The 22477-nt window shown below is 51.9% G+C and carries 25 protein-coding genes; 7 read left to right on the forward strand and 18 right to left on the reverse strand.

Features of this window, described 5'->3' with window-relative positions:
* Positions 1–53 precede the first annotated feature (53 nt).
* Positions 54–1319, reverse strand: coding sequence for a transcription termination factor Rho (gene rho, locus SIL79_RS09200; protein ID WP_039034049.1), 1266 nt, complete (start codon positions 1317–1319; stop codon positions 54–56).
* Positions 1320–1532: 213 nt separating this feature from the next.
* Positions 1533–1859 carry a thioredoxin TrxA gene (gene trxA, locus SIL79_RS09205; RefSeq protein ID WP_025011563.1) on the reverse strand — a complete coding sequence of 109 codons (327 nt, stop codon included), beginning with the start codon at positions 1857–1859 and terminating at the stop codon, positions 1533–1535.
* A gap of 153 nt (positions 1860–2012) precedes the next feature.
* Between trxA and rhlB the strand changes: the two genes are divergently transcribed.
* Together rhlB and SIL79_RS09215 are read left to right on the forward strand one after the other, a co-directional pair.
* Positions 2013–3326 carry an ATP-dependent RNA helicase RhlB gene (gene rhlB / locus SIL79_RS09210; protein ID WP_039034050.1) on the forward strand — a complete coding sequence of 438 codons (1314 nt, stop codon included), beginning with the start codon at positions 2013–2015 and terminating at the stop codon, positions 3324–3326.
* Entirely contained in the window at positions 3327–4247 is a 921-nt protein-coding gene (locus tag SIL79_RS09215) for a Ppx/GppA phosphatase family protein (protein WP_039034051.1), read from the forward strand.
* Positions 4248–4351: 104 nt separating this feature from the next.
* Here the strand turns inward: SIL79_RS09215 and SIL79_RS09220 are convergent, their stop codons facing one another.
* From SIL79_RS09220 to rraA, 13 genes are all read right to left on the reverse strand, one after another.
* A complete protein-coding gene (locus SIL79_RS09220) occupies positions 4352–4888 on the reverse strand; it encodes a thioredoxin family protein (RefSeq protein WP_039034052.1) in 537 nt (178 codons plus the stop codon).
* 202 nt (positions 4889–5090) lie between these two features.
* Entirely contained in the window at positions 5091–6101 is a 1011-nt protein-coding gene (gene hemB, locus SIL79_RS09225) for a porphobilinogen synthase (protein ID WP_039034053.1), read from the reverse strand.
* Positions 6098–7999 carry a sensor domain-containing diguanylate cyclase gene (locus SIL79_RS09230; RefSeq protein WP_319619192.1) on the reverse strand — a complete coding sequence of 634 codons (1902 nt, stop codon included), beginning with the start codon at positions 7997–7999 and terminating at the stop codon, positions 6098–6100. The genes hemB and SIL79_RS09230 overlap by 4 nt, the downstream gene beginning before the upstream one ends.
* The gene (locus tag SIL79_RS09235; protein ID WP_319619193.1) at positions 7992–8795 is read right to left on the reverse strand and encodes a TatD family hydrolase; all 804 of its coding nucleotides are present in this window, start codon (positions 8793–8795) and stop codon (positions 7992–7994) included. The genes SIL79_RS09230 and SIL79_RS09235 overlap by 8 nt, the downstream gene beginning before the upstream one ends.
* The gene (locus SIL79_RS09240; protein ID WP_039034056.1) at positions 8792–9307 is read right to left on the reverse strand and encodes a hypothetical protein; all 516 of its coding nucleotides are present in this window, start codon (positions 9305–9307) and stop codon (positions 8792–8794) included. The genes SIL79_RS09235 and SIL79_RS09240 overlap by 4 nt, the downstream gene beginning before the upstream one ends.
* A gap of 48 nt (positions 9308–9355) precedes the next feature.
* Positions 9356–10111, reverse strand: coding sequence for a twin-arginine translocase subunit TatC (gene tatC / locus SIL79_RS09245; RefSeq protein ID WP_039034057.1), 756 nt, complete (start codon positions 10109–10111; stop codon positions 9356–9358).
* A 10-nt stretch (positions 10112–10121) separates the two neighbouring features.
* A complete protein-coding gene (gene tatB / locus SIL79_RS09250; protein ID WP_071475672.1) occupies positions 10122–10529 on the reverse strand; it encodes a Sec-independent protein translocase protein TatB in 408 nt (135 codons plus the stop codon).
* Between the two features lie 6 nt (positions 10530–10535).
* Positions 10536–10781 carry a Sec-independent protein translocase subunit TatA gene (gene tatA, locus SIL79_RS09255; protein WP_039034059.1) on the reverse strand — a complete coding sequence of 82 codons (246 nt, stop codon included), beginning with the start codon at positions 10779–10781 and terminating at the stop codon, positions 10536–10538.
* Between the two features lie 59 nt (positions 10782–10840).
* On the reverse strand, positions 10841–12490 hold the full coding sequence (gene ubiB / locus SIL79_RS09260; RefSeq protein ID WP_162206873.1) for a ubiquinone biosynthesis regulatory protein kinase UbiB: 1650 nt from the start codon (positions 12488–12490) through the stop codon (positions 10841–10843).
* Positions 12487–13119, reverse strand: coding sequence for a ubiquinone biosynthesis accessory factor UbiJ (locus SIL79_RS09265; protein ID WP_039034061.1), 633 nt, complete (start codon positions 13117–13119; stop codon positions 12487–12489). Before SIL79_RS09265 ends, ubiB begins: the two co-directional genes overlap by 4 nt.
* A 1-nt stretch (position 13120) precedes the next feature.
* On the reverse strand, positions 13121–13876 hold the full coding sequence (gene ubiE, locus SIL79_RS09270) for a bifunctional demethylmenaquinone methyltransferase/2-methoxy-6-polyprenyl-1,4-benzoquinol methylase UbiE (protein WP_039034062.1): 756 nt from the start codon (positions 13874–13876) through the stop codon (positions 13121–13123).
* 270 nt (positions 13877–14146) lie between these two features.
* Positions 14147–15169, reverse strand: coding sequence for a formimidoylglutamase (locus SIL79_RS09275; protein ID WP_319619194.1), 1023 nt, complete (start codon positions 15167–15169; stop codon positions 14147–14149).
* Between the two features lie 108 nt (positions 15170–15277).
* On the reverse strand, positions 15278–15763 hold the full coding sequence (gene rraA, locus SIL79_RS09280) for a ribonuclease E activity regulator RraA (protein ID WP_025011574.1): 486 nt from the start codon (positions 15761–15763) through the stop codon (positions 15278–15280).
* 334 nt (positions 15764–16097) lie between these two features.
* Here rraA and SIL79_RS09285 point away from each other — a divergent pair, with 334 nt between their 5' ends.
* The 3 genes from SIL79_RS09285 (at position 16098) to SIL79_RS09295 (ending at position 18078) form a co-directional block, all read left to right on the forward strand.
* Positions 16098–16340: a YgjV family protein gene (locus tag SIL79_RS09285; protein WP_039034065.1), complete on the forward strand. Its 243-nt coding sequence runs from the start codon at positions 16098–16100 to the stop codon at positions 16338–16340.
* 121 nt (positions 16341–16461) lie between these two features.
* On the forward strand, positions 16462–16974 hold the full coding sequence (locus tag SIL79_RS09290) for a phosphatase PAP2 family protein (RefSeq protein WP_039034066.1): 513 nt from the start codon (positions 16462–16464) through the stop codon (positions 16972–16974).
* A gap of 9 nt (positions 16975–16983) precedes the next feature.
* Complete coding sequence (locus SIL79_RS09295; RefSeq protein WP_071475669.1) at positions 16984–18078, forward strand: MJ1255/VC2487 family glycosyltransferase; 1095 nt, start codon at positions 16984–16986, stop codon at positions 18076–18078.
* Positions 18079–18121: 43 nt separating this feature from the next.
* Here SIL79_RS09295 and SIL79_RS09300 read toward each other — a convergent pair whose 3' ends face one another.
* The 3 genes from SIL79_RS09300 to ubiD all read right to left on the reverse strand — a co-directional run bounded on the left by SIL79_RS09300 (position 18122) and on the right by ubiD (position 20903).
* Positions 18122–18502 (reverse strand): gamma-butyrobetaine hydroxylase-like domain-containing protein, encoded by a 381-nt coding sequence (locus tag SIL79_RS09300; RefSeq protein WP_071475668.1) that lies wholly within the window; start codon positions 18500–18502, stop codon positions 18122–18124.
* A 155-nt stretch (positions 18503–18657) separates the two neighbouring features.
* Positions 18658–19356, reverse strand: a complete 699-nt coding sequence (fre, locus tag SIL79_RS09305; protein ID WP_319619195.1) for an NAD(P)H-flavin reductase — start codon at positions 19354–19356, stop codon at positions 18658–18660.
* Positions 19357–19421: 65 nt separating this feature from the next.
* Positions 19422–20903, reverse strand: a complete 1482-nt coding sequence (ubiD, locus tag SIL79_RS09310) for a 4-hydroxy-3-polyprenylbenzoate decarboxylase (RefSeq protein WP_054744491.1) — start codon at positions 20901–20903, stop codon at positions 19422–19424.
* Between the two features lie 326 nt (positions 20904–21229).
* Between ubiD and SIL79_RS09315 the strand changes: the two genes are divergently transcribed.
* Both SIL79_RS09315 and SIL79_RS09320 read left to right on the forward strand, forming a co-directional pair.
* Complete coding sequence (locus SIL79_RS09315; protein WP_052248054.1) at positions 21230–21739, forward strand: hypothetical protein; 510 nt, start codon at positions 21230–21232, stop codon at positions 21737–21739.
* Complete coding sequence (locus tag SIL79_RS09320) at positions 21736–22398, forward strand: SDR family NAD(P)-dependent oxidoreductase (RefSeq protein WP_039034070.1); 663 nt, start codon at positions 21736–21738, stop codon at positions 22396–22398. The genes SIL79_RS09315 and SIL79_RS09320 overlap by 4 nt, the downstream gene beginning before the upstream one ends.
* The last annotated feature ends 79 nt before the right edge of the window (positions 22399–22477 follow it).

Genomic DNA, 22477 nt, shown 5'->3' on the forward strand with positions numbered 1-22477 from the left:
TGTTAATGGATTTCAGAGTAGGAACGGTCCTATGAGGACCGTTGCCTTTTGCATCAAGACTTGGTGCGCTTCATCGCAGTGAAGAACTCTTCATTGGTCTTGGTCATTGCCAGTTTGTCGATCAAGAATTCCATCGCGCTGACTTCATCCATAGGATTGAGGATCTTACGCAGGATCCACATTTTCTGCAGCTCATCCGGCGTGGTCAGTTTCTCTTCACGGCGGGTACCACTGCGGTTGAAATCAATGGCAGGGAATACTCGCTTCTCAGCGGCCTTGCGTGACAGATGCAGTTCCTGGTTACCTGTACCCTTGAACTCTTCGTAAATTACTTCGTCCATCTTGGAGCCGGTATCGATAAGCGCAGTGGCGATAATAGTCAGGCTGCCACCGTTTTCGATATTACGGGCAGCACCGAAGAAACGCTTGGGTCTGTGCAGTGCGTTGGCATCTACACCACCTGTCAGTACCTTACCGGATGAAGGTACAACCGTGTTGTAAGCACGAGCCAGACGGGTGATAGAGTCCAGCAGGATCACTACGTCTTTCTTGTGTTCAACCAGGCGCTTGGCCTTTTCGATAACCATCTCTGCAACTTGTACGTGACGGCTTGCAGGCTCATCGAAGGTGGAAGCGATCACTTCACCTTGAACCAGACGCTGCATTTCGGTCACTTCTTCAGGACGTTCGTCGATCAGCAGTACCATCAACACCACTTCAGGGTTGTTATAGGTGATGGACTGGGCAATGTTCTGCAGCAGCAGAGTCTTACCGGCTTTGGGTGGCGCAACAATCAGACCACGCTGGCCTTTACCCACGGGTGAGCAGAGGTCCAGAATTCGGGCGGTGATGTCTTCGGTGGAACCGTTACCACGTTCCATACGCAGACGTTCTTCTGCATGCAGTGGGGTAAGGTTTTCAAACAGGATCTTGTTGCGGGAGTTTTCAGGCTTGTCGAAGTTAACTTCGTTGACTTTCAACAGAGCAAAATAGCGTTCGCCTTCTTTTGGGGGACGTATTTTGCCGAAAATCGTGTCACCCGTTCGCATGTTGAAACGACGGATCTGGCTTGGCGAAACATAAATATCATCGGGACCGGCCAGATACGAACCATCGGAACTGCGCAGGAAACCAAATCCATCCTGAAGTATTTCCAGAACGCCGCCGCCGAAGATGTCTTCACCACTCTTGGCATGGGCTTTCAATATAGAGAAGATGATATCCTGCTTGCGGGCACGAGCCATATTCTCCAGCTTCATTTCTTCGGCCAGTGCGACTAAGTCTGCAATAGACTTGTTTTTTAATTCAGTTAAATTCATTTTTGGTGGGTCTTGTTTCACGCGACAAAGCTTACGCGCTCAATCTCTCAAATTGGACTTGATGGATGTTGATTGAACAGCGAGAAGTGGGTTAGTAGAAAGAATCTGGTTATTAAAGTAGCACTATCAGGACAGGGCGTCCAGAAGTTTAACTGAACCCGGCACATTTTTATTTCTAGGGCGTGCCGGGTGTCACTTATTTGATTTGAGTGATCAAATCTGGGCGTCGATGAACTCTTTCAACTGAGTCTTGGACAGGGCGCCAACTTGATTGGCAACCAGTTCACCGTTTTTGAACAGCAACAGGGTAGGAATACTGCGAACACCGTATTTAACAGGTGAAGCGTTGTTCTGATCTATGTTTAATTTGGCGATGGTCAGTTTGCCAGCGTATTCTTCGGCAACATCGTCCAGGATGGGAGCGATCATTTTACATGGGCCACACCACTCGGCCCAGAAGTCTACCAATACAGGCAGTTCTGATTTCAGGACGTCATTTTCAAAGCTGTCGTCGCTCAGGTACACAATTTTATCGCTCATGATGTTCTCCAGTTGGGTTGCCATTACTGGTCTGTTAATGGCTTAACCTGTATATTGGGTTGGATTAACGGCAATTCAAGTCACCGTTTTTTTCTTGTCGCTATTTCAAACGATCGAGTATCTTATTGCAACCCTAACTGGTATGCTTGCGCTATGAGCGAAACACATTTATCTCAACAAAAATTTGCCGAACTGCCACTACATCCTGAAGTAATTCAGGCGCTTGCAGAAAACGGTTTCGAATATTGTACGCCTATTCAGGCACTTTCCCTGCCGGTACTTTTGCAGGGCAAGGATATCGCCGGTCAGGCGCAGACAGGTACGGGCAAGACCCTGGCCTTTCTGGTAGCAACTTTTAACCATTTACTTTCAACCGATATTCCCGCCGAACGCCAACTTAATCAGCCCAGAGCCATCATTATGGCACCAACCCGGGAACTGGCGATTCAGATAGCCAAAGATGCCACCTTGCTGTCCAAACACACCAAACTCAAGGTGGGGATTGTCTATGGCGGCGAAGGCTATGATGCCCAGCGCAAGGTGCTGGACAAGGGCGTGGATATCCTGATTGGTACTACAGGACGCATTATAGATTATGTGCGTCAAGGGGTTATCAACCTCAGTTCCATTCAGGCGGTAGTGTTGGATGAAGCGGATCGCATGTTTGATCTGGGCTTTATCAAAGACATTCGCTTCCTGTTCCGCCGTATGCCGGATGCCAAAGACAGGCTCAACATGCTGTTCTCGGCTACCTTGTCGATGAAGGTGCAGGAGCTGGCTTATGACCATATGAATGATCCGGTCAAAGTCGAAATTGCACCGGAAGAGAAGACCTCAAAAAACATCAAGGAAGAGCTGTTCTATCCTTCGATGAAGGACAAGATCCCACTGCTGCTTACCCTGATAGAGGAAGATTGGCCGGATAAGGCGATAGTCTTTGCCAACACCAAGCATCAGTGTGAGAACCTCTGGGGCTGGCTCGAAGGAGATGGTCACAGAGTCGGTCTGCTGACCGGTGACGTGCCACAGAAGAAACGTCTTAAGATCCTGGAGCAGTTCACCAAGGGTGATCTGGATATTTTGGTGGCCACAGACGTCGCAGCCCGTGGCCTGCATATTTCTGATGTGTCCCATGTCTATAACTTCGACCTGCCTGATGACTGTGAAGACTATGTTCACCGTATCGGTCGTACCGGCCGCGCCGGTGCCAAAGGGGTTTCAGTCAGCTTTGCCTGTGAAGAATACGCCCTCAACCTGCCGGCTATCGAAGACTATATCAAGCACTCGATTCCGGTAACCTCTTACGATGCCGAAGCCTTGCTCGATGATATTCCTGCACCGGTTCGTATCCATCGTAAGCATGCCGGACCGCGTAATACCCGCGATCGCGGTCAGGGACGTCCTCAGGGAGCTCATCGTAGCGGTGGTCGTCCACCTCGTCACGACAGGACCCGCAGACATTCCTGAATGCCGAAACCCGCCTACGCCGCCATAACCCTTGGCTCCAATAGCTTCAATATGCTGGTTGCCCGTACCGTCGGCGGCCAGCCCAAGGTTCTTGCCAAATACAAACGTAAGGTGAGGTTGGCCGAGGGAATTGAGGCCGATGGCAGTCTTAATCAGGCGGCATTCGAACGAGGCCTCGATTGCCTGGCGATGTTCGCCAATATGCTTGTCGAGCATCAAGTTGGTGATGCCAATGTGGCTGTTATTGCTACCGCAACTCTTCGATGTATCAGTAATTCAGATGAATTCAATCGTCGTGCCCTGCAAATATTGGGGCACCCGATAGAGATCATCTGCGGTATGCGCGAAGCCGAACTTATCTATCAAGGCATGGTGGCGACCACTCATGGTGAAGGGCGACGCCTAGTGATAGATATAGGTGGCGCCAGTACCGAGTTTATTGTGGGTGACGGTGAAAAGGTGCTGTTTAAAACCAGTCTGCCCATAGGCTGTGTCACCTATAATCAATGCTTTTTCACCTCTGCCCCCCTGCAACCGCTGGACTTTGACGATGTGCGAGCCAAGGTGGAGCAGGCCTTGGCTGAACACAAATCGACTTTGAAAGCGCTGGGCTGGCATTCGGTGGTCGGTGCTTCCGGAGCAGTGCAGTCAGTGGTTGAAGTGTTGCAGCACAGGCAGGAGTCGGAAACCCTGACCCTGACGGTACTGGAGTCGTTGAAACAGGAGTTGCTTGCGCAGGAGAGCCTAACTTTGGATAGCATAAGTGGCCTTTGTCCCGAGCGGGCGCCGACCTTTGCATCCGGAGTTGCCATCTTGCTGGCGCTGTTTGAACTTTTGGGTATTGAACGCCTGCATTTATCCGGCGGCGCTTTGCGTGAAGGGGTGCTGCAGATGTTGGCCAAACGGCAGTTTGCAGAATAAGCACAATTAAAAAAGGACCTTAACCAGGTCCTTTTTACTATCTCATTTTTTTGTTGCTACAGTCCGAGTGCACCTTAGGTTACGCGGCATAGTGGCTTGAAAGATTACTCGAGGATCTTGGCTAGATCCTGCTCCAGAGATACTTCCGGGCGTTCAACGATACGGCCAATCTCTTTGCCATCCTGAAGCACAATAAAGGTTGGGATCCGCTGGAAGTCATATTGAGCGGCCAAGCCTTCCGGATCCTGTTTCTGGCGATCTACCCCGATATAACGCACTTGGATATTAGGGTTGGCTACTTGCTCCATGATGCGGATAAAGCGCGGTGTTTCTCTGTGGCAGTCCGGGCACCATGTACCTATGATGACGACAATTTCTGTGGCTTTCTTGACCGCTTTTACTGGAGCCAATACCTCTGCTTCTACCTGATAACTTTGATAGCCACTGCTGAATTCGGGTAATTCTGTCACCAGTTTCTGTGCTTCGACTGCGCCCGTTAAGATCACTTCCTGTTTCTCCTCGCTGCAGGTGGCGATAAAGCCTTCCTGTTTGTCTTCGAAACCACAACCGCCATTGGCCATAACCTGGCAACTGAAGAATAACGCGGTGGTGGCGAGTAACGCTTTTACATTCTGGTACATCATACTACCTCGGGTGGGGTGACTCCATACCTTGATTCAACCATTGGTGAGGGATATCGCAAAGAGACAAACACTATGTATGTTAGCAAGATCACTAAATAATTTTGATCTGAACAAAGAGGTTTTTCAACGAGGGAGTGGATTCTTGCCGGGAATGAGACAAATACAAAAAGCCGCCTTGAAGGCGGCTTTGGAGTTCAATTTACTTGGCGTCTTTCAGCCATTGGGCGGCCTGCTTGGCAAAGTAAGTGAGAATGCCATCGGCGCCGGCACGTTTGAAGCACAGCAAAGATTCCATCACTATGGCTTTTTCTGCCAGCCAGCCGTTTTGAATTGCTGCCATATGCATGGCGTATTCACCGCTGACCTGATAGGCAAAAGTCGGTACACCCAGTTCGGTTTTGACTCTGCGCACTATATCCAAATAAGGCATGCCTGGCTTCACCATCACCATATCGGCGCCTTCCTGAATATCCAGGGCGACTTCATGCAATGCTTCGTCCGAGTTGGCCGGATCCATTTGATAGCTGTGCTTGTTACCGCCTTTGAGGTTGCCGGCAGAGCCGACCGCATCGCGGAAGGGGCCATAGTAGTTGGAGGAATACTTGGCGCTATAAGCCATAATCTGAGTGTTGACGTGGCCTGCGGCTTCGAGTGCCTGACGTATGGCACCTATGCGGCCATCCATCATATCTGAAGGGGCTACCATATCTGCACCGGCTGCGGCGTGGGACAGTGCCTGTTTCACCAGAATTTCTGTGGTGATGTCATTAATGATGTAACCGGTCTCATCTATGATGCCGTCTTGTCCATGAGTGGTGTAGGGATCCAGTGCGACATCTGTCATCACGCCCAATTGAGGGAACTCGGCCTTGAGCTCTCGAACGGCTCGTTGCACCAAACCGTCAGGATTGTAGGCTTCTTCGGCCATCAGAGACTTTTTCTCCGCCGGTGTTACCGGGAAGAGGGCAATCAAAGGGATACCCAGCTCTACCAGCTCTTCGGCTTCTTTGAGCAGCAGATCTATGCTGTAACGCTCAACGCCCGGCATGGAGGCTACAGATTCGGTACGCTTGTTACCTTCGAGCACAAACATGGGGTAGATGAGATCATTGACTGTCAACAGGTTCTCAGCCATCAGGCGGCGGCTGAACTCATGCTTGCGCATACGGCGCATACGACGCTGTGGGTAGGCACTGGTAATTATGTTCACTTTGGGCTCCTGGCTGGATCTGAAAGGGTATCTTGCTCGGGATCAAAGGCGTAGACCTGATCCCTGCCTGAATTCTTGGCGCAATACAGTGCCTTGTCGGCTTGCTCCAGCAACTGGGTGATGTGCATATCCGACTCTATAATGGCGACACTGACGCCGATACTGGCGGTCAGAGGGATTGTCTGTTTATCCCAGCTGACATCCAAGGCCGAGATGGCGTGACGTATCTGTTCTGCCACACTCAGGGCCCCGATAGTATCAGTATTAGGCAATATAATAGCAAACTCCTCACCACCAAAACGTGATACCAGATCACTTGGGCGCCTGAGGATATTCTTGAGGGTATTGGCAATACTTTTAAGGGTTTGATCGCCGGCCAAATGGCCATGGGTGTCGTTAATGGTCTTGAATCTGTCTATGTCCAGCATCAGCAGTGCCAGCGGCGTCTGTTGTCGGCGGCTGATGCGCCCTTCGGCCTGCAGACGCTTGTCGAAGGTGGAGCGGTTTTTGACCCCGGTAAGGCTATCTATAGTGGCCTTTTCGGTGAGCTTCTGGTTGGCCTCATTCAGCTCTCTGAGCGCTATTTCCAGCTCCAGAGTGCGTTCTTGTACCATACGTTCCAGCTTCTCGTTACTCTCGGCTTCCATTCTAAGGGTTTCTTCTCTGGCTTCGCGGATCCGTTCCGCCTGTCTCAGAGCTTCCTGTTGAATTCTTTGCTTGGCTTTGCGTTCATCGTTGTAGCGTATCGCCAACACTGCCGCCATAAATACGACTTCGAAGGTGAGCCCCAATAGCACCGGCGTTTGAGGCATCAGGGGTAGCTTTAAAATACCCAGATACATGAAACAGGATACGAAGATCCCCAGCGTCATCCCGCTCCAGGATACTGTGTAGAGTTTGGCGAGTTTATTGCCGCGTATCGCCTGCAATATGCTGAAAAACAGTAGCATCAGGCTCACAGACATGACTGAGACTATCTCAATATAGATGGCGAGTGCGTAATCAAGCAGTATAGTGGCGAAAATCAGCAGTATGGCGCTGGCCGCCGTATAGCGACAGGCCCTCAACATACGGATACTGTGGTATTTGAGCTGTAATACCTTCTCGGTAAAGAGTATCCCAAAGGCAATCACCAGAGGGACCAACGAAGGGATAACATATTGTTGCAGCTGCGGCACATTGGGCCAAAGATAGCGAAAGGCCGTACCATTGATGCAGGCAACCAATAGCGTCATGGTCAATACATAACCGGCATAATAGCTGTAACTGAAGGAGCGGGTTGTTAGGGCGATAAACAATGCAAACAAGCCTATAGCGGCCAGGGCGCCTAACTGTATGCCATTGAGCATATTGCGGGTTTCCTGGCTTTGTAGCAGCGCGTATGGCTCCCAAAGGTGAATAGGCAGATAGCTGCTGCCGGCGGTGGTCAATTTGAGCCAGAATTGGTGCTGTTCCTGCTGCTTGATGTTAAAGGCATAGAGGAAGCTGGTACTCAATATGCTTCTGTGGCCAAAGGCCTGGGTATCTCCCAATGTTAGCTGACGCTGGAGACGACCATCGACGTAGTGGTAGATCTCCAGCTTGTCCGTACTGGGGTTATTGAAGGCCAGTATTCTGTTGAAATGGCCCGGCTCTTTGGCATAAAGGCTGAAGTTGAACCAGAGGCCATCGGCGCCCATCTCGATAAAGTTGTAGTCATTGGCTGGATGCCAGGCGGTATCCGGTAAATTCTGTACCTGGTTGAGGCGACTATCAGCGCCTTGCTCTGTGACTCGGGTGCTGGGGCGCAGATCCAAATCCAGCCCTTCGGTTGCAGAAACCGCGACTCTGGGTTCGGCAGCAAGAGTGAGAGACAGTAAACTCAAGAAGAGCAATAGAATGGAGTAGGCATTAGCCATGAATGCTCTCCAGCTTAAAGAAACGCAAGCTGTTGCTAAAGCACTGGCGCGCAAGACTCTCCAGCGACTGACCTCGGATGTCGGCGACAGCTTGGGCTATGTAAGGCAGATACTTGGGCTCATTGCGGCCCGATTTCGGCTTGGGTCGCATGCTGCGTGGCAGTAGATAGGGACTGTCGGTTTCCAGTAATAATCTGTTGTCCGGGATTAATGGCAGAGCGCTGACCAGATCTTGTCCACGGCGTTCGTCACAAACCCAACCTGTTACGCCCAGGTACAGATCCCTGGCAATATAGTCTTCGGCCTGTTTGGGGCTGTCGGTAAAGCAGTGCAGTAGCGCTGCCGGAAGGGCTTCCAGATAGTCATCCAGAATAGCCAGAAAATCATCATGGGCGTCGCGCTGATGCATCAGTACCGGGTATTGCAGTTCTACCGCCAGAGCCAACTGGGACTCAAAGGCCTGGCGTTGCTGCTGGCGCGGCGAAAAGTCTCTGTTGTAGTCCAGGCCGCATTCCCCTATGGCAACCACGCCCGGTTGCCTGGCCAGTTGTTTCAGTTCGGCGGCGCTCTTCGTCTGCCACTCGCTGGCATGATGAGGGTGGACACCTACTGTGGTGTAGACTTTTTGGGGATATTGCCGGCAAACCTGGATGCAGCTTCGGCTTTCATCCAGATGGCTGCCAATAATGATAAGCGGCGAGACGCCTTCGCCTGCCGCTTCATTGATAACTCGATTGAGATCTTGTTCCAGGTGGCTGCCAATTAGATTGACAGCGATATCCAGGTATTGATTCACTGCAGACGCTTGACCCTGATAGTGCTGTTGCGCCCTTCAGTTCCCAACAGGAATGAGCCTAAGGCGGCTTTTTCGATATAAACCTTCTGCCCGGATTTCAGGCGGAAATTGCGGCTGTCGGTTTGTTTCCAAACCTGACCGTTACTGAAGCTGATTTTGAGGGCACCATAGGGGTCTTTATCGACCTCGCTGATGGTCAGGAAAATCTTCGCAACTTCATTTTTCTTGCTGGTCTGGATAGTGGATTCCAGGTTATCGGCACCGAAGTCGGCCGCAGGATCGGCCTGAACACTCTTGGCCACAGGCGCAGCGGCAACTACAGTGGTTGCTTCGGCAGCACTAACTTGGCTGGCTTTTACATGAGAGACTTTGGCAGCCAGCTCATCGTAGCAGATGAGCCGGTCGAGTTTATCAGTTAGGGAGGCACATTGAGCCAATTCCTGCTCGATACCGGCCTGAGCCTGAAAACAAAGCAGTGCAGCAGTAGAGGCAGCAATCCAGGTTAAACGCATGAATATCATCCTTCTTTTATTCTTGTTATTGCCCTTGCTGCCTGCTGATTATGCCTGTTTTTCTTCGGTTTCATCCTCGTCTGATTCATCCGAAGCCTTGCTGTAAAAACGGGCAGCCAAGAGTCCACCTTCAAACAATAACAGCATTGGCACGGCCAGCATAGTCTGAGAGATGACATCAGGCGGTGTTAGCATCATGCCCACCACAAAGGCACCGACAACGATATAGGGGCGTTTAGCTCTTAGGTCTTCCGGAGTCGTGACACCGGCCCAGCACAACAAAATCACGGCGACCGGGATCTCGAATGCCAAACCAAAGGCAAAGAACAGCTTCAGAATAAAGCTCAGATAACTGCTGATATCGGTTGCTACCTGAACCCCTTCCGGAGCCACACTGGTAAAGAAGCCGAATACGACCGGGAATACTACATAGTAGGCAAAGGCGATCCCCAAATAAAACAGCAGAGTACTACTGAATAAGAGCGGAACTACCAGACGTTTTTCATGTTTATACAGTCCGGGCGCGACAAAGGACCAGATCTGAAATAGCACATAGGGCACCGCAATAAAAAAAGACAGTACCAGTGTTAGTTTAAAGGGAGCAAAAAACGGCGCGGCCACATCCGTTGCAATCATACTGCCGGTATCCGGCAAAGACTGCATCAATGGGATCGCCATATAGTGATAGATATCATTGGCCCAGTAAACCAGGGCAATAAACACGATAAGCACACTTGCAATGGCTTTGAGCAGTTTAGTGCGCAGTTCAAGCAAGTGGCTGATTAATGGCTGCTGTTGCGACATGCGTTACCCATTATTTAGTGTCAGTACCTGTCGGCTTGGGAGCCGTCTCGGTGGCAGGTGTTTTCTCCTCGACAGCGGCTTCTGCCTTGGGGGATTCCTGGGCTGGAGATTTGCTGTCTTCAACCTGATAGGGACGGTTAACCGATTGGGCCGCCTCTCTCAGTTGATCGATAGATTCCTGCAGTTCCGGAGACAGATTGCTGAGGCCCTTGCTCTCGGCCTTCTTCAGGTCTGCATGTAACTGCTCGATCTTGAGCTCCTGCTCAAGTTCATCTTTGACCGAATTAGCCATGCGTTTCATGGCACGGATCCAGCCGGTAATTGAACGTACCGCTACCGGGAGACGTTCGGGGCCGAGAACGACCAGCCCCAATACCCCGATGAGCAGCAGCTCCATAAAGCCGATACCATCGAACATAGGGAATTACGCCTGTTCTTTGTCCTTGGACTCAGGCTTCTTATCAGTCGCCTGTGCTTTGGGGTCTGCCTGAGTGTTCTGTGCAGAAGTGTCCTCGATGGCCTTCTTGTCCTCGTCACTGGACATGGCATTTTTAAATCCTTTAACTGCTCCGCCGAGGTCGCCGCCCAGTGAACGCAGCTTCTTGGTGCCGAACAGCAGCACTACAATTAACGCGATGATGAGAAGTTGCCAAATACTGATACCACCCATGAAGGTTTCCTCTTAGATAATCTTGGTTCAATTATGAACCTTTAATTAAAATGTACTAATTAAAATTTCTTAATTTTAGGCCTGGATCGCCATCCAACAAACCATAGGATTGCTCCGACCCCAATACTGACATAGGACGGCCACAGTGTAGCGTCCTGACTGAGTGAAATCGTGCCACAGATCAACAAAATTGCGGATGTGATTAACAAATAATTACTCTTGTGTGCTTTTTGCTGGTGTTTAAGATACTTATCCAACATCTGCTGCTGAGCTCCAAGGAGATTACGCCCCAGCTTCAGATTGTCATATATCAGTTCCGGAATCTCTGGAAGTTTATCAGACCAGAAGGGCAATTGTGTTTGCACTTTTTTGAACATTGCCTTGGGGCCGACCTGTTCTGCCATCCACTGCTCAAGGAAAGGCTTGGCCGTTTGCCACAAATCCAGTTGAGGATAAAGCTGACGTCCCAAGCCTTCGATATAGAGCAAGGTCTTTTCCAGCAAGACCAACTGCGGCTGTACCACTATATGGAAGCGGCGGGCGGTGCGAAACAGTTCCAGCAGCACATGGCCGAAGGAGATCTCATCCAGCGGCTTGTTGAACATGGGTTCACACACCACTTTAACCGCTTGCTCAAAGGCCTGAATGTCGGTATCGGCTGAAACCCAACCGGATTCCACATATAGTTGGGCGATACGGCGGTAATCACGGTTGAAAAAGGCGAGAAAGTTTTCTGCCAGATAGCGTTTATCCGTGTCGTTAAGTGTTCCCATAATGCCGCAGTCCAGACCTATATAGAAAGGATCTTCCGGGTGCTCACGGGAAATAAAGATGTTGCCCGGGTGCATGTCGGCGTGGAAAAAGTTATCGCGAAATACCTGGGTAAAGAAGAGTTCCACCCCACGCTCGGCCAACAGCTTGAGGTTGGTGCCCTGGGCCTTGAGCGCGGCGATGTCCGACACCGGGATCCCCTCGATACGTTCCATCACCATCAAGCGCTGATAGCTCAGTTCTTCATAAACATAGGGAATATAGAGGGCGTTGGAGTCGATAAAATTGTTGCGCAGCTTGACTGTATTGAGCGCTTCCAGTTTAAGGTTGAGCTCCCCCAAAATGGTAGTGCGGTAGTCTTCCACCACTTCGGCCGGGCGCAGGCGGTTATCCGGGCCGAGAATGGTTTCCAGCAGCTTGGCACTCTGGCTCATCAGCTGTAGGTCGGCGAGAATGTTTTGCTCTACATTGGGGCGTAATACCTTGAGGACCACAGGTTTGCCGTTGGACTTGAGCGTTGCCGTATGCACTTGGGAAATAGATGCCGAGGCCAGCGGGGTATCGTCAAAGTCGTCAAACAGGGTTTCTATGGGGGCTTTGAGCTCGGCCTCAATAGCTTCTCGTGCCAGCTTGGAGTCAAATGGCGGGACTCTGTCCTGCAACATGGCCAATTCATGGGCCCATTCATCACTGAGCAGATCGCGACGGGTGGAGAGCATCTGGCCGAACTTGATATAAACCGGCCCCAACTCTTGCATAGCCAGTTTCAGACGTTCACCACCGGCCTTGGATTTATGTTTGTTGCGCAGCCAAAACAGACTGCGACGCCAGAGTTTAAAGTACCAAGGGGTCAACTTTTTCGGCAACAGCTCGTCCAAACCATAATGCAGGGCAATGCTGATAACCTGATATCCTCTCTTGATACTGGCGAAACTCATGGGCTTTTCTTGTCCTTCAAATTGGCGAGTCGTTGTTCTAAGGCGTCCGTGGCGGCCGCAAGCTCGTCAATTTTGTCGCAATGGTGAATAAATTCAAGCCGATGAGGGGCTAATTTGTACTCTTCGGTGGTTAATTGCGCCAGATGGGACTGGGTCTTGTTAAACACCCGGCTTAAATCTGCCCTGGCGCGCTCCAGACCGCTCAATAATATATGCGTCGGGGCATCGCCCAGATAACGGGACAAAGGCTCGGCAAAGTCGAATCTGACCTGTTGCAGAAAATGGCTGAATGTTTGCAGCAGAGCGAGTTCCCCTTCGATGACCAGCTTATCTTGCTTGATAAGCTCGGTGAGACTCTCGCCTTCGCCCAGGCGATAGAGAGTGGTGGCATCGGCCTTGACGGTTACCGCCACCTCGCCCTCATAGCTGGAAAGCACCTGAATTTTCTTGGCAAACACCAGATAAAGCGGCCAATTTAGTTGACTGAGCTGCAGACACAGGACTTTACCGTGCAGCGATTTCAGCCGAGCATATTCGTCTTCGGCTTGGTCGGTGACTTTCTCTAGTGCCATCTCCAGGGCGGCGCAGCACAACAGCCGCCACTGGGATGTCAGGTTCAGCTCATTCATCTCAGAACTTATAGCCTCGATGCAGAGCCACTACGCCGTCGGTCATATTGATGTAATCCACCTGCTCCAGGCCGGCGTCCAGCATCATCTGCTTCAGAGTTTCCTGATCCGGGTGCATACGGATGGACTCGGCCAGATATTCGTAGCTGTCGGCATCTTTGGCAACCAACTGACCCATCTTGGGCAGGATCTTGAATGAATACAGATCATAGGCCTTGCGCATGATCTCATGCTGTGGCTTGGAGAACTCCAATACCAACAATTTACCACCCGGCTTGAGCACTCGTTGCATTGAGCGCAGCGCCGCGTCTTTGTCGGTCACATTACGCAGGCCAAAGGCGATGGTGATGATATCGAAGTGATTGTCCGGAAATGGCAGCGCTTCGGCGTTGGCCTGTACGTAATTGACGTTGCCCACAATGCCCTTGTCGCGTAGTTTGCTGCGGCCAACTTTGAGCATGGAATCATTGATATCCGCCAGAATAACCTGGCCCTTGTCACCCACCAGGTGCGAGAATTTGGCGGTCAAATCACCTGTGCCACCGGCCAGATCCAATACCTTCATTCCCGGACGGGCACCGGCGCACTCTATGGTGAAGCGTTTCCAGAATCTATGGATACCAAAGGAAGCGACATCGTTCATGATGTCGTATTTAGCGGCAACGGAATGGAAGACTCCGGCTACCAGGTCGGCCTTCTTTTCAGCTTCGACAGTTTTATACCCGAAATGTGTACTCTTTGGTGAGCCTTCAGACATCAGTGTATTCCTATGACTAACTTGTATTGCAGCGAGTGTAAGCTATTGGTGCGGCTTGCTGAATCTTTGCGCGGCCAAGCTGTGATCGCCGCAGTAAAAAACGCTGTTGGCCTCGTGGCCAGACTGCGCATTAGACCACAATATCCGCCGGGGGTGAATAGCCCCAGCCGCCATAGCATTGCCGATGGCGGCTGAACTTCGCTGTGTCTTCCTGCCCATTCGGGCATAGGCAAGCTTGGCGTCGCTAAAGCAAAAAGAGTGGAGTTGCATTCAGACCTGTTTGGCCTGTAGGTAGGCGTAAATTAGTTCGGCAAGGCACTGACCCACGGTCTTATAGCCTGCGGCCAGGCCTGCATCGTGGCATGCCGGGGCACCTTCTGCCAGATGCAGATAAACACTTTGGGTGTGGCGCGCCATATGGCTGACATAATGCGCCGCATCCAACAAAGGAATACCGGCAACGGTTGAGGCACTGGAGGGCATCTGGGTTATGGCATCCAGATCCAGCTCTATGGCTACCGGCAGCCCCGTATGACGCAGCTGGCGGGCAATATCGCTCAGAGCCTTCTCCAAGCTCAGCTCGCGACGTACCCAAATCTGCTGCAGGCTGTGCCAGCTGCCACCAAATGCCGTAAGTTGTTCCAGATTGGCTTCACTGTTTTTCAGTTCATGCAGCCCGAGCACATGATAATGCCCCAGGGCGCCGTTGGCCGCCGCATAACTGAAACCATTGCCACTGTGGCGGCCTTCCCGCAACCTGAAGTCTGAATGAGGATCCAGGTTGACCGCTGCCAGCGGCTTGGATAATGCCGCCCGGGCGGCGCTGAGTAAGCCAAAAGCGTTGTTGTGGCCACCGCCGATGACGATAGGCTCAAGTCCGGCGGCAAAAACCGGGGTTAGGGCCTCTATAACCTGCTGATCCAGCGACTCCACCTCTTGTCTGAGTTGCTGACAATCATGGGCAGCATTGGCAACTGGGATGATCTCCCCCAGCAGCAGGCATTCTTCACCACTTAAAAAGCGGTTGGACTGCAGGTTAAGCAGCGCCGGCAACATGGCGTCAAAGGCCTGGTTGGCGCCGCCTTGTCCCAGATTAGCTCTGGGCCCAAGATCTTCCTTGATACCTATGATGGCAAAACGGGCGCCTGCGGCTTTGGCCTGAGTCAGCGCATCCATATAGCTCGCCGCGCCTGGCAGCAGGCGCACTTTCTGACCCAGACGGGTTTCACCTTCTCTGGGGCTGAAAGATTGAGCCAACTTGGTTTGCGTGATGGGGGAGAGCGGCAGTTCCATAGAGTTTCCCTTTCTCTGACGGGGCAATAACAGCCTCTATTTTGGCCTACGTTGAGCAAAAGGCAACAAAAAAGCCGGCAGAAGCCGGCTTTGGTTCAACAGTGAATATCAGTCGATATCCAAGGGTTCAGGAGACAGAATTACCCCTGTGTTATCGGCATAGATATGATCGCCCGGCAGGAAGGTAACACCACCGAAGTTCACCGGAATGTCTACTTCACCAATGGCGTTGCCGTCGGCACCAACAGGAATGGAGGCCAGAGCCTGGATACCTATATCCAGTTCTTCGAGGGCATCGACATCGCGCACGCTACCGTAAACGATAATGCCTTCCCAGTTGTTATTGACCGCAACCTCGGCAATCGAGGCATCGATCAGAGCCCGGCGCAGAGAACCCCCGCCGTCTACCAGCAGAACCTTTCCTTCGCCATCGTCCTGCAATACATCGAGAATGAGGCCGTTGTCTTCGAAACACTTGATGGTGCTAATGGAGCCGCCAAATGAACTACAACCGCCGTAGTTGCTGAACATAGGCTCGACGACATCGACAACATCCAGGTACATGTCACAAAGTTCTGAGGTGTTGTATTCCATATTTACACTCCTGTTGAACCGCAAGGTCTGACAAGACCGCGGGATAACGCACTAAGTGCCAGTATATAAGGGATTCTTGAAAAGAAAAGTGTTATCAATCACGGTATTGCTGGATTTTCCTTTTATTAACATTTGTGTGGTAATATTTCGCAGCTAGTGTATAAATCTGCGCCATTTTTTGATGTGAGTCATTAAATAACGTATTTTTATTACAACTATGCTGTGGCTTTTGTTAATATAAGCACCATCCAAACTTACTTAACTTTAACCTGCTTTAGGGGCACGGATCCCCCGTCAGGCTTATGGACGGCAGAGAGCCTGAACGAGGTGCCTTATGGAAGCTCTTAACACAATTGAAATCATTGGCTATTTTGCCTCCATTATGGTGGCCATTTCTCTGATGATGAAGGACATTATCTGGCTGCGTTGGATCAACTTTAGCGGTTGCACCCTATTCGTGATTTACGGTGCGGCGATTTCTGCCTGGCCGGTAGCAGGTATGAACGCTTTTGTGGCTTGTATTAACGTCTATCATTTGATCAAAATTTATCGTGGCCGGGCGGCAATCACTGCCTGATGTCATAAAAGCTTAGGGCAGGTGTCACCTGCCCGTCACACCCCTTGACTAGGCTCTTTACTGCTACACAGATTGGAGTCCTTGACCTGGCTCCCTACTGTCCACAGAAGGAGCCTCAGCCATGTTTGCCTACCTTGCTGAACTCGATCTTCGAACATTTCGTGCGCTGACACAATTTGGCCGCAAACATGATCTGGAAACCTGTGCTCTCAAGTTTTCTGCATCAGGTAATGGCCCGCTTTACCTGTGTCTGGCGCTGCTCATGTTGCTGGAGCAGGATGGGTCACGTTTCTTCGCCTTGTTGCTGTTGGCGTACGCTGTGGAACTGCCTTTGTATCTGCTGCTGAAAAATGCCATTCGTCGTAAACGTCCATGCCATCAGGTTCTGGTGGGCTTCAGGGCCAGCTTTGAGCCCTCTGATAAATTCAGTCTGCCGTCCGGCCATACGGCGGGGGCTTTCGTGTTCGCCAGTGCGGTATGGCAAATTTATCCTCAAATGGCACTGCCGGTATTCATCTGGGCGGGCCTGGTTGGAGTTTCCAGAGTGTTTCTCGGTGTTCACTACCCTCTCGACATCCTGGCGGGGGCTCTTTTGGGCAGCAGCGCCACTCTCATAGCTGCAGTTTGGATATAAGGATAATCAATGCGAATACTTTACGGTGTTCAGGGCACAGGGAATGGCCATTTGAGTCGCGCTAGAGTTGTAGCCAAGGCCTTGGCAAAGCACGATATTCAAGTTGACTATTTATTCAGCGGTCGCCAGCCGCAGCAGTTTTTTGATATGCAGGCCTTCGGCGATTACCGAGTCTGTGCCGGGCTGACTTTTGTGACTCAAAAGGGACGGGTCAGTATCCCCAAGACAGTGATGCACAATTCCGCCATTGAACTTTGGCGGGACATTCGCGAATTGGATCTCAGTGGCTATGATCTGTTGCTCAATGACTTTGAGCCGGTTTCGGCTTGGGCCGCCAGGCGTCAGGGAGTGCCCAGTATAAGCATCAGCCATCAGGCTTCCCTCAGATATCCGGTGCCCAAAGTAGCAAACTCCTGGTTCAATAACTGGTTGCTGGAGAACTTTGCCCCGGTGGATCAGGCATTGGGGTGTCACTGGCATCACTTTGGTTATCCGATATTGCCGCCCTTTGTCGATGTCAGTCGCTGCGCCGTGGAACATTCGCACGATATTTTGGTATATCTGCCGTTTGAGAGCTCACAAGCTATCACCGAATTGTTGCTCCCTTTCCATGACTACCGTTTTATGGTGTATCACAGCCAGGCTGCGCCAGTTGCTTTACCTGAGCATATTCTGTGGCATGGATTTGATCGTGAAGGCTTCAAGGCCGATCTCGCCAGCTGCGGTGGGGTGATAGCCAATGCCGGATTTGAACTGGCCAGTGAAGCCCTGACCCTGGGTAAAAAGCTCTTGGTTAAACCCTTGCTTGGGCAGTTTGAACAGCTGTCGAATGTGGCCGCCCTCGAGTTGCTGGCAGCGGCCGACAGTATGATGACGCTGGAGCCGCAAACGGTGAAACGTTGGCTCAAACGGGGTAGCCCTGAGCCGATTAACTACCCGGATGTGGGCGATCTGCTGGTGCCTTGGCTGTTGGCCGGCAACTGGCAGGATAGCCAATCACTGTGCCGGGAGTTGTGGCAGCAGGTGACGTTGCCCGATACCTGGTTTTCCAAGCAGGATGCCAGGGCACTCAGCGGGCTGCCTTTGGGCTCGCTGATCCGCTAGCAAAGGTTAGAATAGGCGCTCGTGGAACCTGTTTGTACCTTCCTCAGTTATATTTGATATTCATGCTGATCAGGGCTTCGCGGCTGCCCTTTTCGGCGCGCAGCCTAGCCAGATACTGTTCCCAGAGTTCAGTTTGTTGGGTGCAGAGCTGGTGCAGTATCTGCCAGGAATAGAGGCCGGTATCATGGCCGTCGTCAAAAATCAGCTTCACTGCATAATTGCCAACCGGCTCTATGGCGCTGATATTGACCTCTTTCTTGTGAGTCACCAGCTTGGGGTTGCCATGGCCGTGAACTTCGGCCGACGGAGAGTGAACCCGCAGAAATTCGCAGCTCAGCTGATACTGACTGCCATCATCGAAGCCTATCTCGAGCAGTTTGGATTTACGTTTCAGTTTCAGTGATGTGACTTGAGGATGACTCATGGGAACTCCATTGTGTCCGGGGTTGCTGTGTATCTGTTTATTCTATGTCAGAGCGCTTGGACTGTGCACCCCGGTGGATGAGAGCTGACACACATTAATGGTGGCAAAAATAGCGGCCGCATGCAGCGACCACTATTGGATAAAGATGAAGGCGGTTATTTGATAAAGGCGAAGGCATCGCCGTAGAGGTGGGCTTCATCCAGTCCCATCTCGCGGAATTGTTCCCGCGCAGCGCCGACCATGTCGAAACGACCGGCGATATAGATGTCATAGCCTACCAGGCTGACAAAGTCTGAGCGTATCTGCGCCAGTAGATTAGCTTTTTTCCCAGCCCAGTCGGCCTCGGCCTGTTCGACTACAGGCACGAAATGCAGCCAGGGGTGCGCTTGATGCCACTCTCTGGCGATGGCTTCGTAGTACATGGCTTCAGGGTTGCGGCAGCCCCAATAGAGCAGGGTTTCAACTTTTTGCCCCAGGGCGATTTGCTGCTCTACCAGGCTCTTGATATAGGAGAAGCCAGTACCACCTGCAACCAGTAGTCTGGGTCTGACACTCTGGTGTCTGAGGAAAGCTTCACCGCCCGGGGCTTCGATATCGATATGACTGTTGTTTCTCAGTCGCTCGACCACCTGCATGGGATAGCTCTCGCTGACGGCTGCGCCTATGTGAAGTTCTATGAGTTCGCTGCCGGGGGCCGAAGCTATGGAGAAGGGACGCTTGTCTTTCTCACCCATTACCACGCACAGGTACTGACCAGCCTTGAATTCCAGCGGTTTTTCGGGGCGCAGCAATACCTGGTACACAGCGTCATTAAATGGGGCAACTTTCTCTATCTTACAGCGGATGCTATTCATTGAACTTCCTTTTTACCTCTCTGTTGAAGGCTTATTTTCATAATGGCTAACGCAGTTATTGCGAATTATAGGGTCGCTTGGTCTTCTATGCCCAACTGTTCCCAAATCTCGTCCACCCGCTGTTTAACCTCTTGGTCCATCACTATTGGGGTACCCCATTCGCGGTTGGTCTCACCTTCCCACTTATTGGTGGCATCCAGGCCCATCTTGGATCCCAGTCCCGCCACGGGGGACGCGAAATCCAGATAGTCAATGGGGGTGTTGTCTATCATCACTGTGTCGCGGCTGGGATCCATCCGAGTGGTTATGGCCCAGATAACGTCCTGCCAATCGCGGCAATTCACGTCTTCATCGACTATGACAATAAACTTGGTATACATAAACTGACGCAGGAAAGACCAGGCTCCCATCATCACCCGCTTGGCATGGCCGGGATATTGTTTGCGGATGGAGATCACCGCCATCCGGTAGGAACACCCCTCCGGAGGCAGGTAGAAGTCAACGATTTCCGGGTACTGCTTGCGCAGGATAGGAACGAAGACCTCATTGAGTGCTACCCCGAGCATGGCCGGTTCATCCGGTGGCCTTCCCGTGTAGGTGCTGTGGTAGATGGCGTCTTTTCTGTGGCTGATATGAGTTACGGTAAACACAGGGAAGCTGTCGGTTTCATTGTAGTAACCTGTGTGGTCACCGTAGGGGCCTTCCACCGCCATCTCCTCGGGATCGATATAACCTTCGAGAATGATTTCGCTGGTGGCCGGTACTTCCAGATCGCAACTCAAGGCCTTGACCACTTCGGTACGCTCACCGCGCAGCAGCCCGGCAAAAGCATATTCGCTCATGGCATCGGGCACTGGCGTGACGGCGCCGAGAATGGTGACAGGATCGCTGCCCAGAGCCACTACCACAGGATATTTTTCACCTGGATGTTGCTGTTTAAAGTCGGCAAAATCCAACGCGCCGCCTCTGTGTGACAACCAGCGCATGATCAGCTTGTTCTTGCCCAGCAGTTGCTGGCGGTAGATCCCCAGATTCTGGCGTTTCTGTCTCGGCCCTTTGGTGATGGTCAAACCCCAGGTCACCAGCGGTGCAACATCGCCGGGCCAGCAGTGCTGAATGGGCAGGGCGGTCAGGTCAACCTGATCGCCTTGCAACACCACCTCTTGGCAAGGGGCGTTACGCACTGTCTTGGGTGGCATGTTCAGCGCTTGTTTGAACATGGGGATCTTGGCTATGGCATCCTTGAAGCCCCTGGGGGGCTCGGGCTCCTTGAGAAACGCCAGCAGTTCGCCCACGTCCCGCAGCGCCATGGGATCATCCTTGCCCAGGGCCATGGCGACCCGCTTCGGAGTACCGAAGAGGTTCACCAGCACGGGCATCTGTTTGCCCTTGGGGTTTTCAAACAACAGAGCCGGGCCACCGGCGCGCAGTACCCGATCGGCTATTTCGGTCATTTCAAGATAAGGATCAACCGGATAGCTGATACGCTTGAGCTCACCCTGACTCTCAAGGTGATCGATAAAACTGCGTAAATCCTTAAAACTCATGTGGAAATAGCCTCGCTGCCGAATGCATTAATGGCGCGCACTATAGCATTAATCCGAGCAACGGTTAACTGCTAAGGAAAGTGCAAATAACTCCTCGTGGCACTCTGGCTTGCAGATTAATCGGCGTTCAAGGCCTCTGGCAGCAAGCATGCCGGGGCCTGTCGAAGTCGGATCCTGCCAGAGATTGCTGCCGCGGCCAGAGATGACCAGGTAACCCTTGGCTGAATGTACGCTGAGTCATCTTTATTTCGCCTGCGATTCTGTGATGAATCCGGGAGTAAGCCGTAGTAGCATGAAAGCTGCGGGCCTTGAAGCCTGGAGGTTATATGAAACGAGCTATTTTCCTGAGTCTGATACTGATGAGTTTGCCACAGGTGGCTGCTGCCTGGGATAACTCCCATACTGAGCGCCACTATCAGAGTGATATTCATAGAGAAGATTATAACCGCTACCATAACCATGGCTCACGGAGTCACTGGGGCCTGTATTGGGGCGTTAACAATCCCTGGCTATCGCCCTGGCGTTATGACCCATGGAATCGCTGGCAGTGGGATGATCCTTGGTACAGAGATCGCTGGCAGCGTCCCTATGTATATCGCAGGCAACCCAAGCCGGAGCCAGTGGTGGTTGCGCCACCGCAGCGAGTAACGACTCACTTCGAAACCTTGGCAGATACAGAGAGTCGCGCCAGCCTACCGGCCAATGCCAGGGTGATACAAGAAGCTAATCGCACCTTGTATCAATGGCAAGGCAAGACCTATCAATTTGACTGGCAAAGCCAAACCTATCGGCCTCTGCCGCAATCCCCATCTGAAGTTGGAGAACAAAACAAATGAAATTGATCACAGGGGCCAGCAGTGGCTTGGGGGCTGCGCTGGCGAGACGCTATCATGCTGAAGGTGAGTCCTTGCTGTTAACCGGCCGCAGTGAACAGAGGTTGCAACAGTTGGCGGCAGAGTTGCCCGGTGTCAGTTACCAAACAACAGATTTAACCAATCCAAGCGCGATTGAGGCTCTGCTCGATAGCTTAGGCGAGGCCCCTGAAATGCTGCTGCACTGCGCCGGCAGCGGCTGCTTTGGTAACCTGGAAACTCAGTCTCCAACTGATATCAAGGCTCTTATCGACAATAATCTGCTGTCCACTCTGCTGTTGCTCAGAGCCATGCTGGCTCGTTGGCGGCAAGAGAGCATGACACTGGTGATTGTCATGTCTACCGCGGCGCTGCAACCCAAGGCAGGAGAGAGCAGTTACTGCGCGGTAAAATGGGCCGTCAGAGGCATGCTGGAGTCCCTGCGCTTGGAGCTCAAGGGTAGCAAGATAAAGCTGATAGCCGTCTACCCCGGCGGAATGGCAACCGGTTTTTGGCCCAGCAGCGGTAAGTTGGTGGATACGTCGAGCTTTATGACTGCCGATGAAGCGGCAGGCATGCTAAGTAACGCCTTACAAAACTGCGTTCATGGTTATGTTTCGGATATCACCTTGAGCCGAGGCTAGCAGGCTGCATTAAAAGTTAAAAAGGATTTTGCACTGTGAGTCGGGGCGGCCAAGAAGAAACACTGCCAAGGGAGGCGCT

Source organism: Shewanella indica, assembly GCF_033842865.1.
Taxonomy (GTDB): Bacteria; Pseudomonadota; Gammaproteobacteria; order Enterobacterales; family Shewanellaceae; genus Shewanella; species Shewanella indica.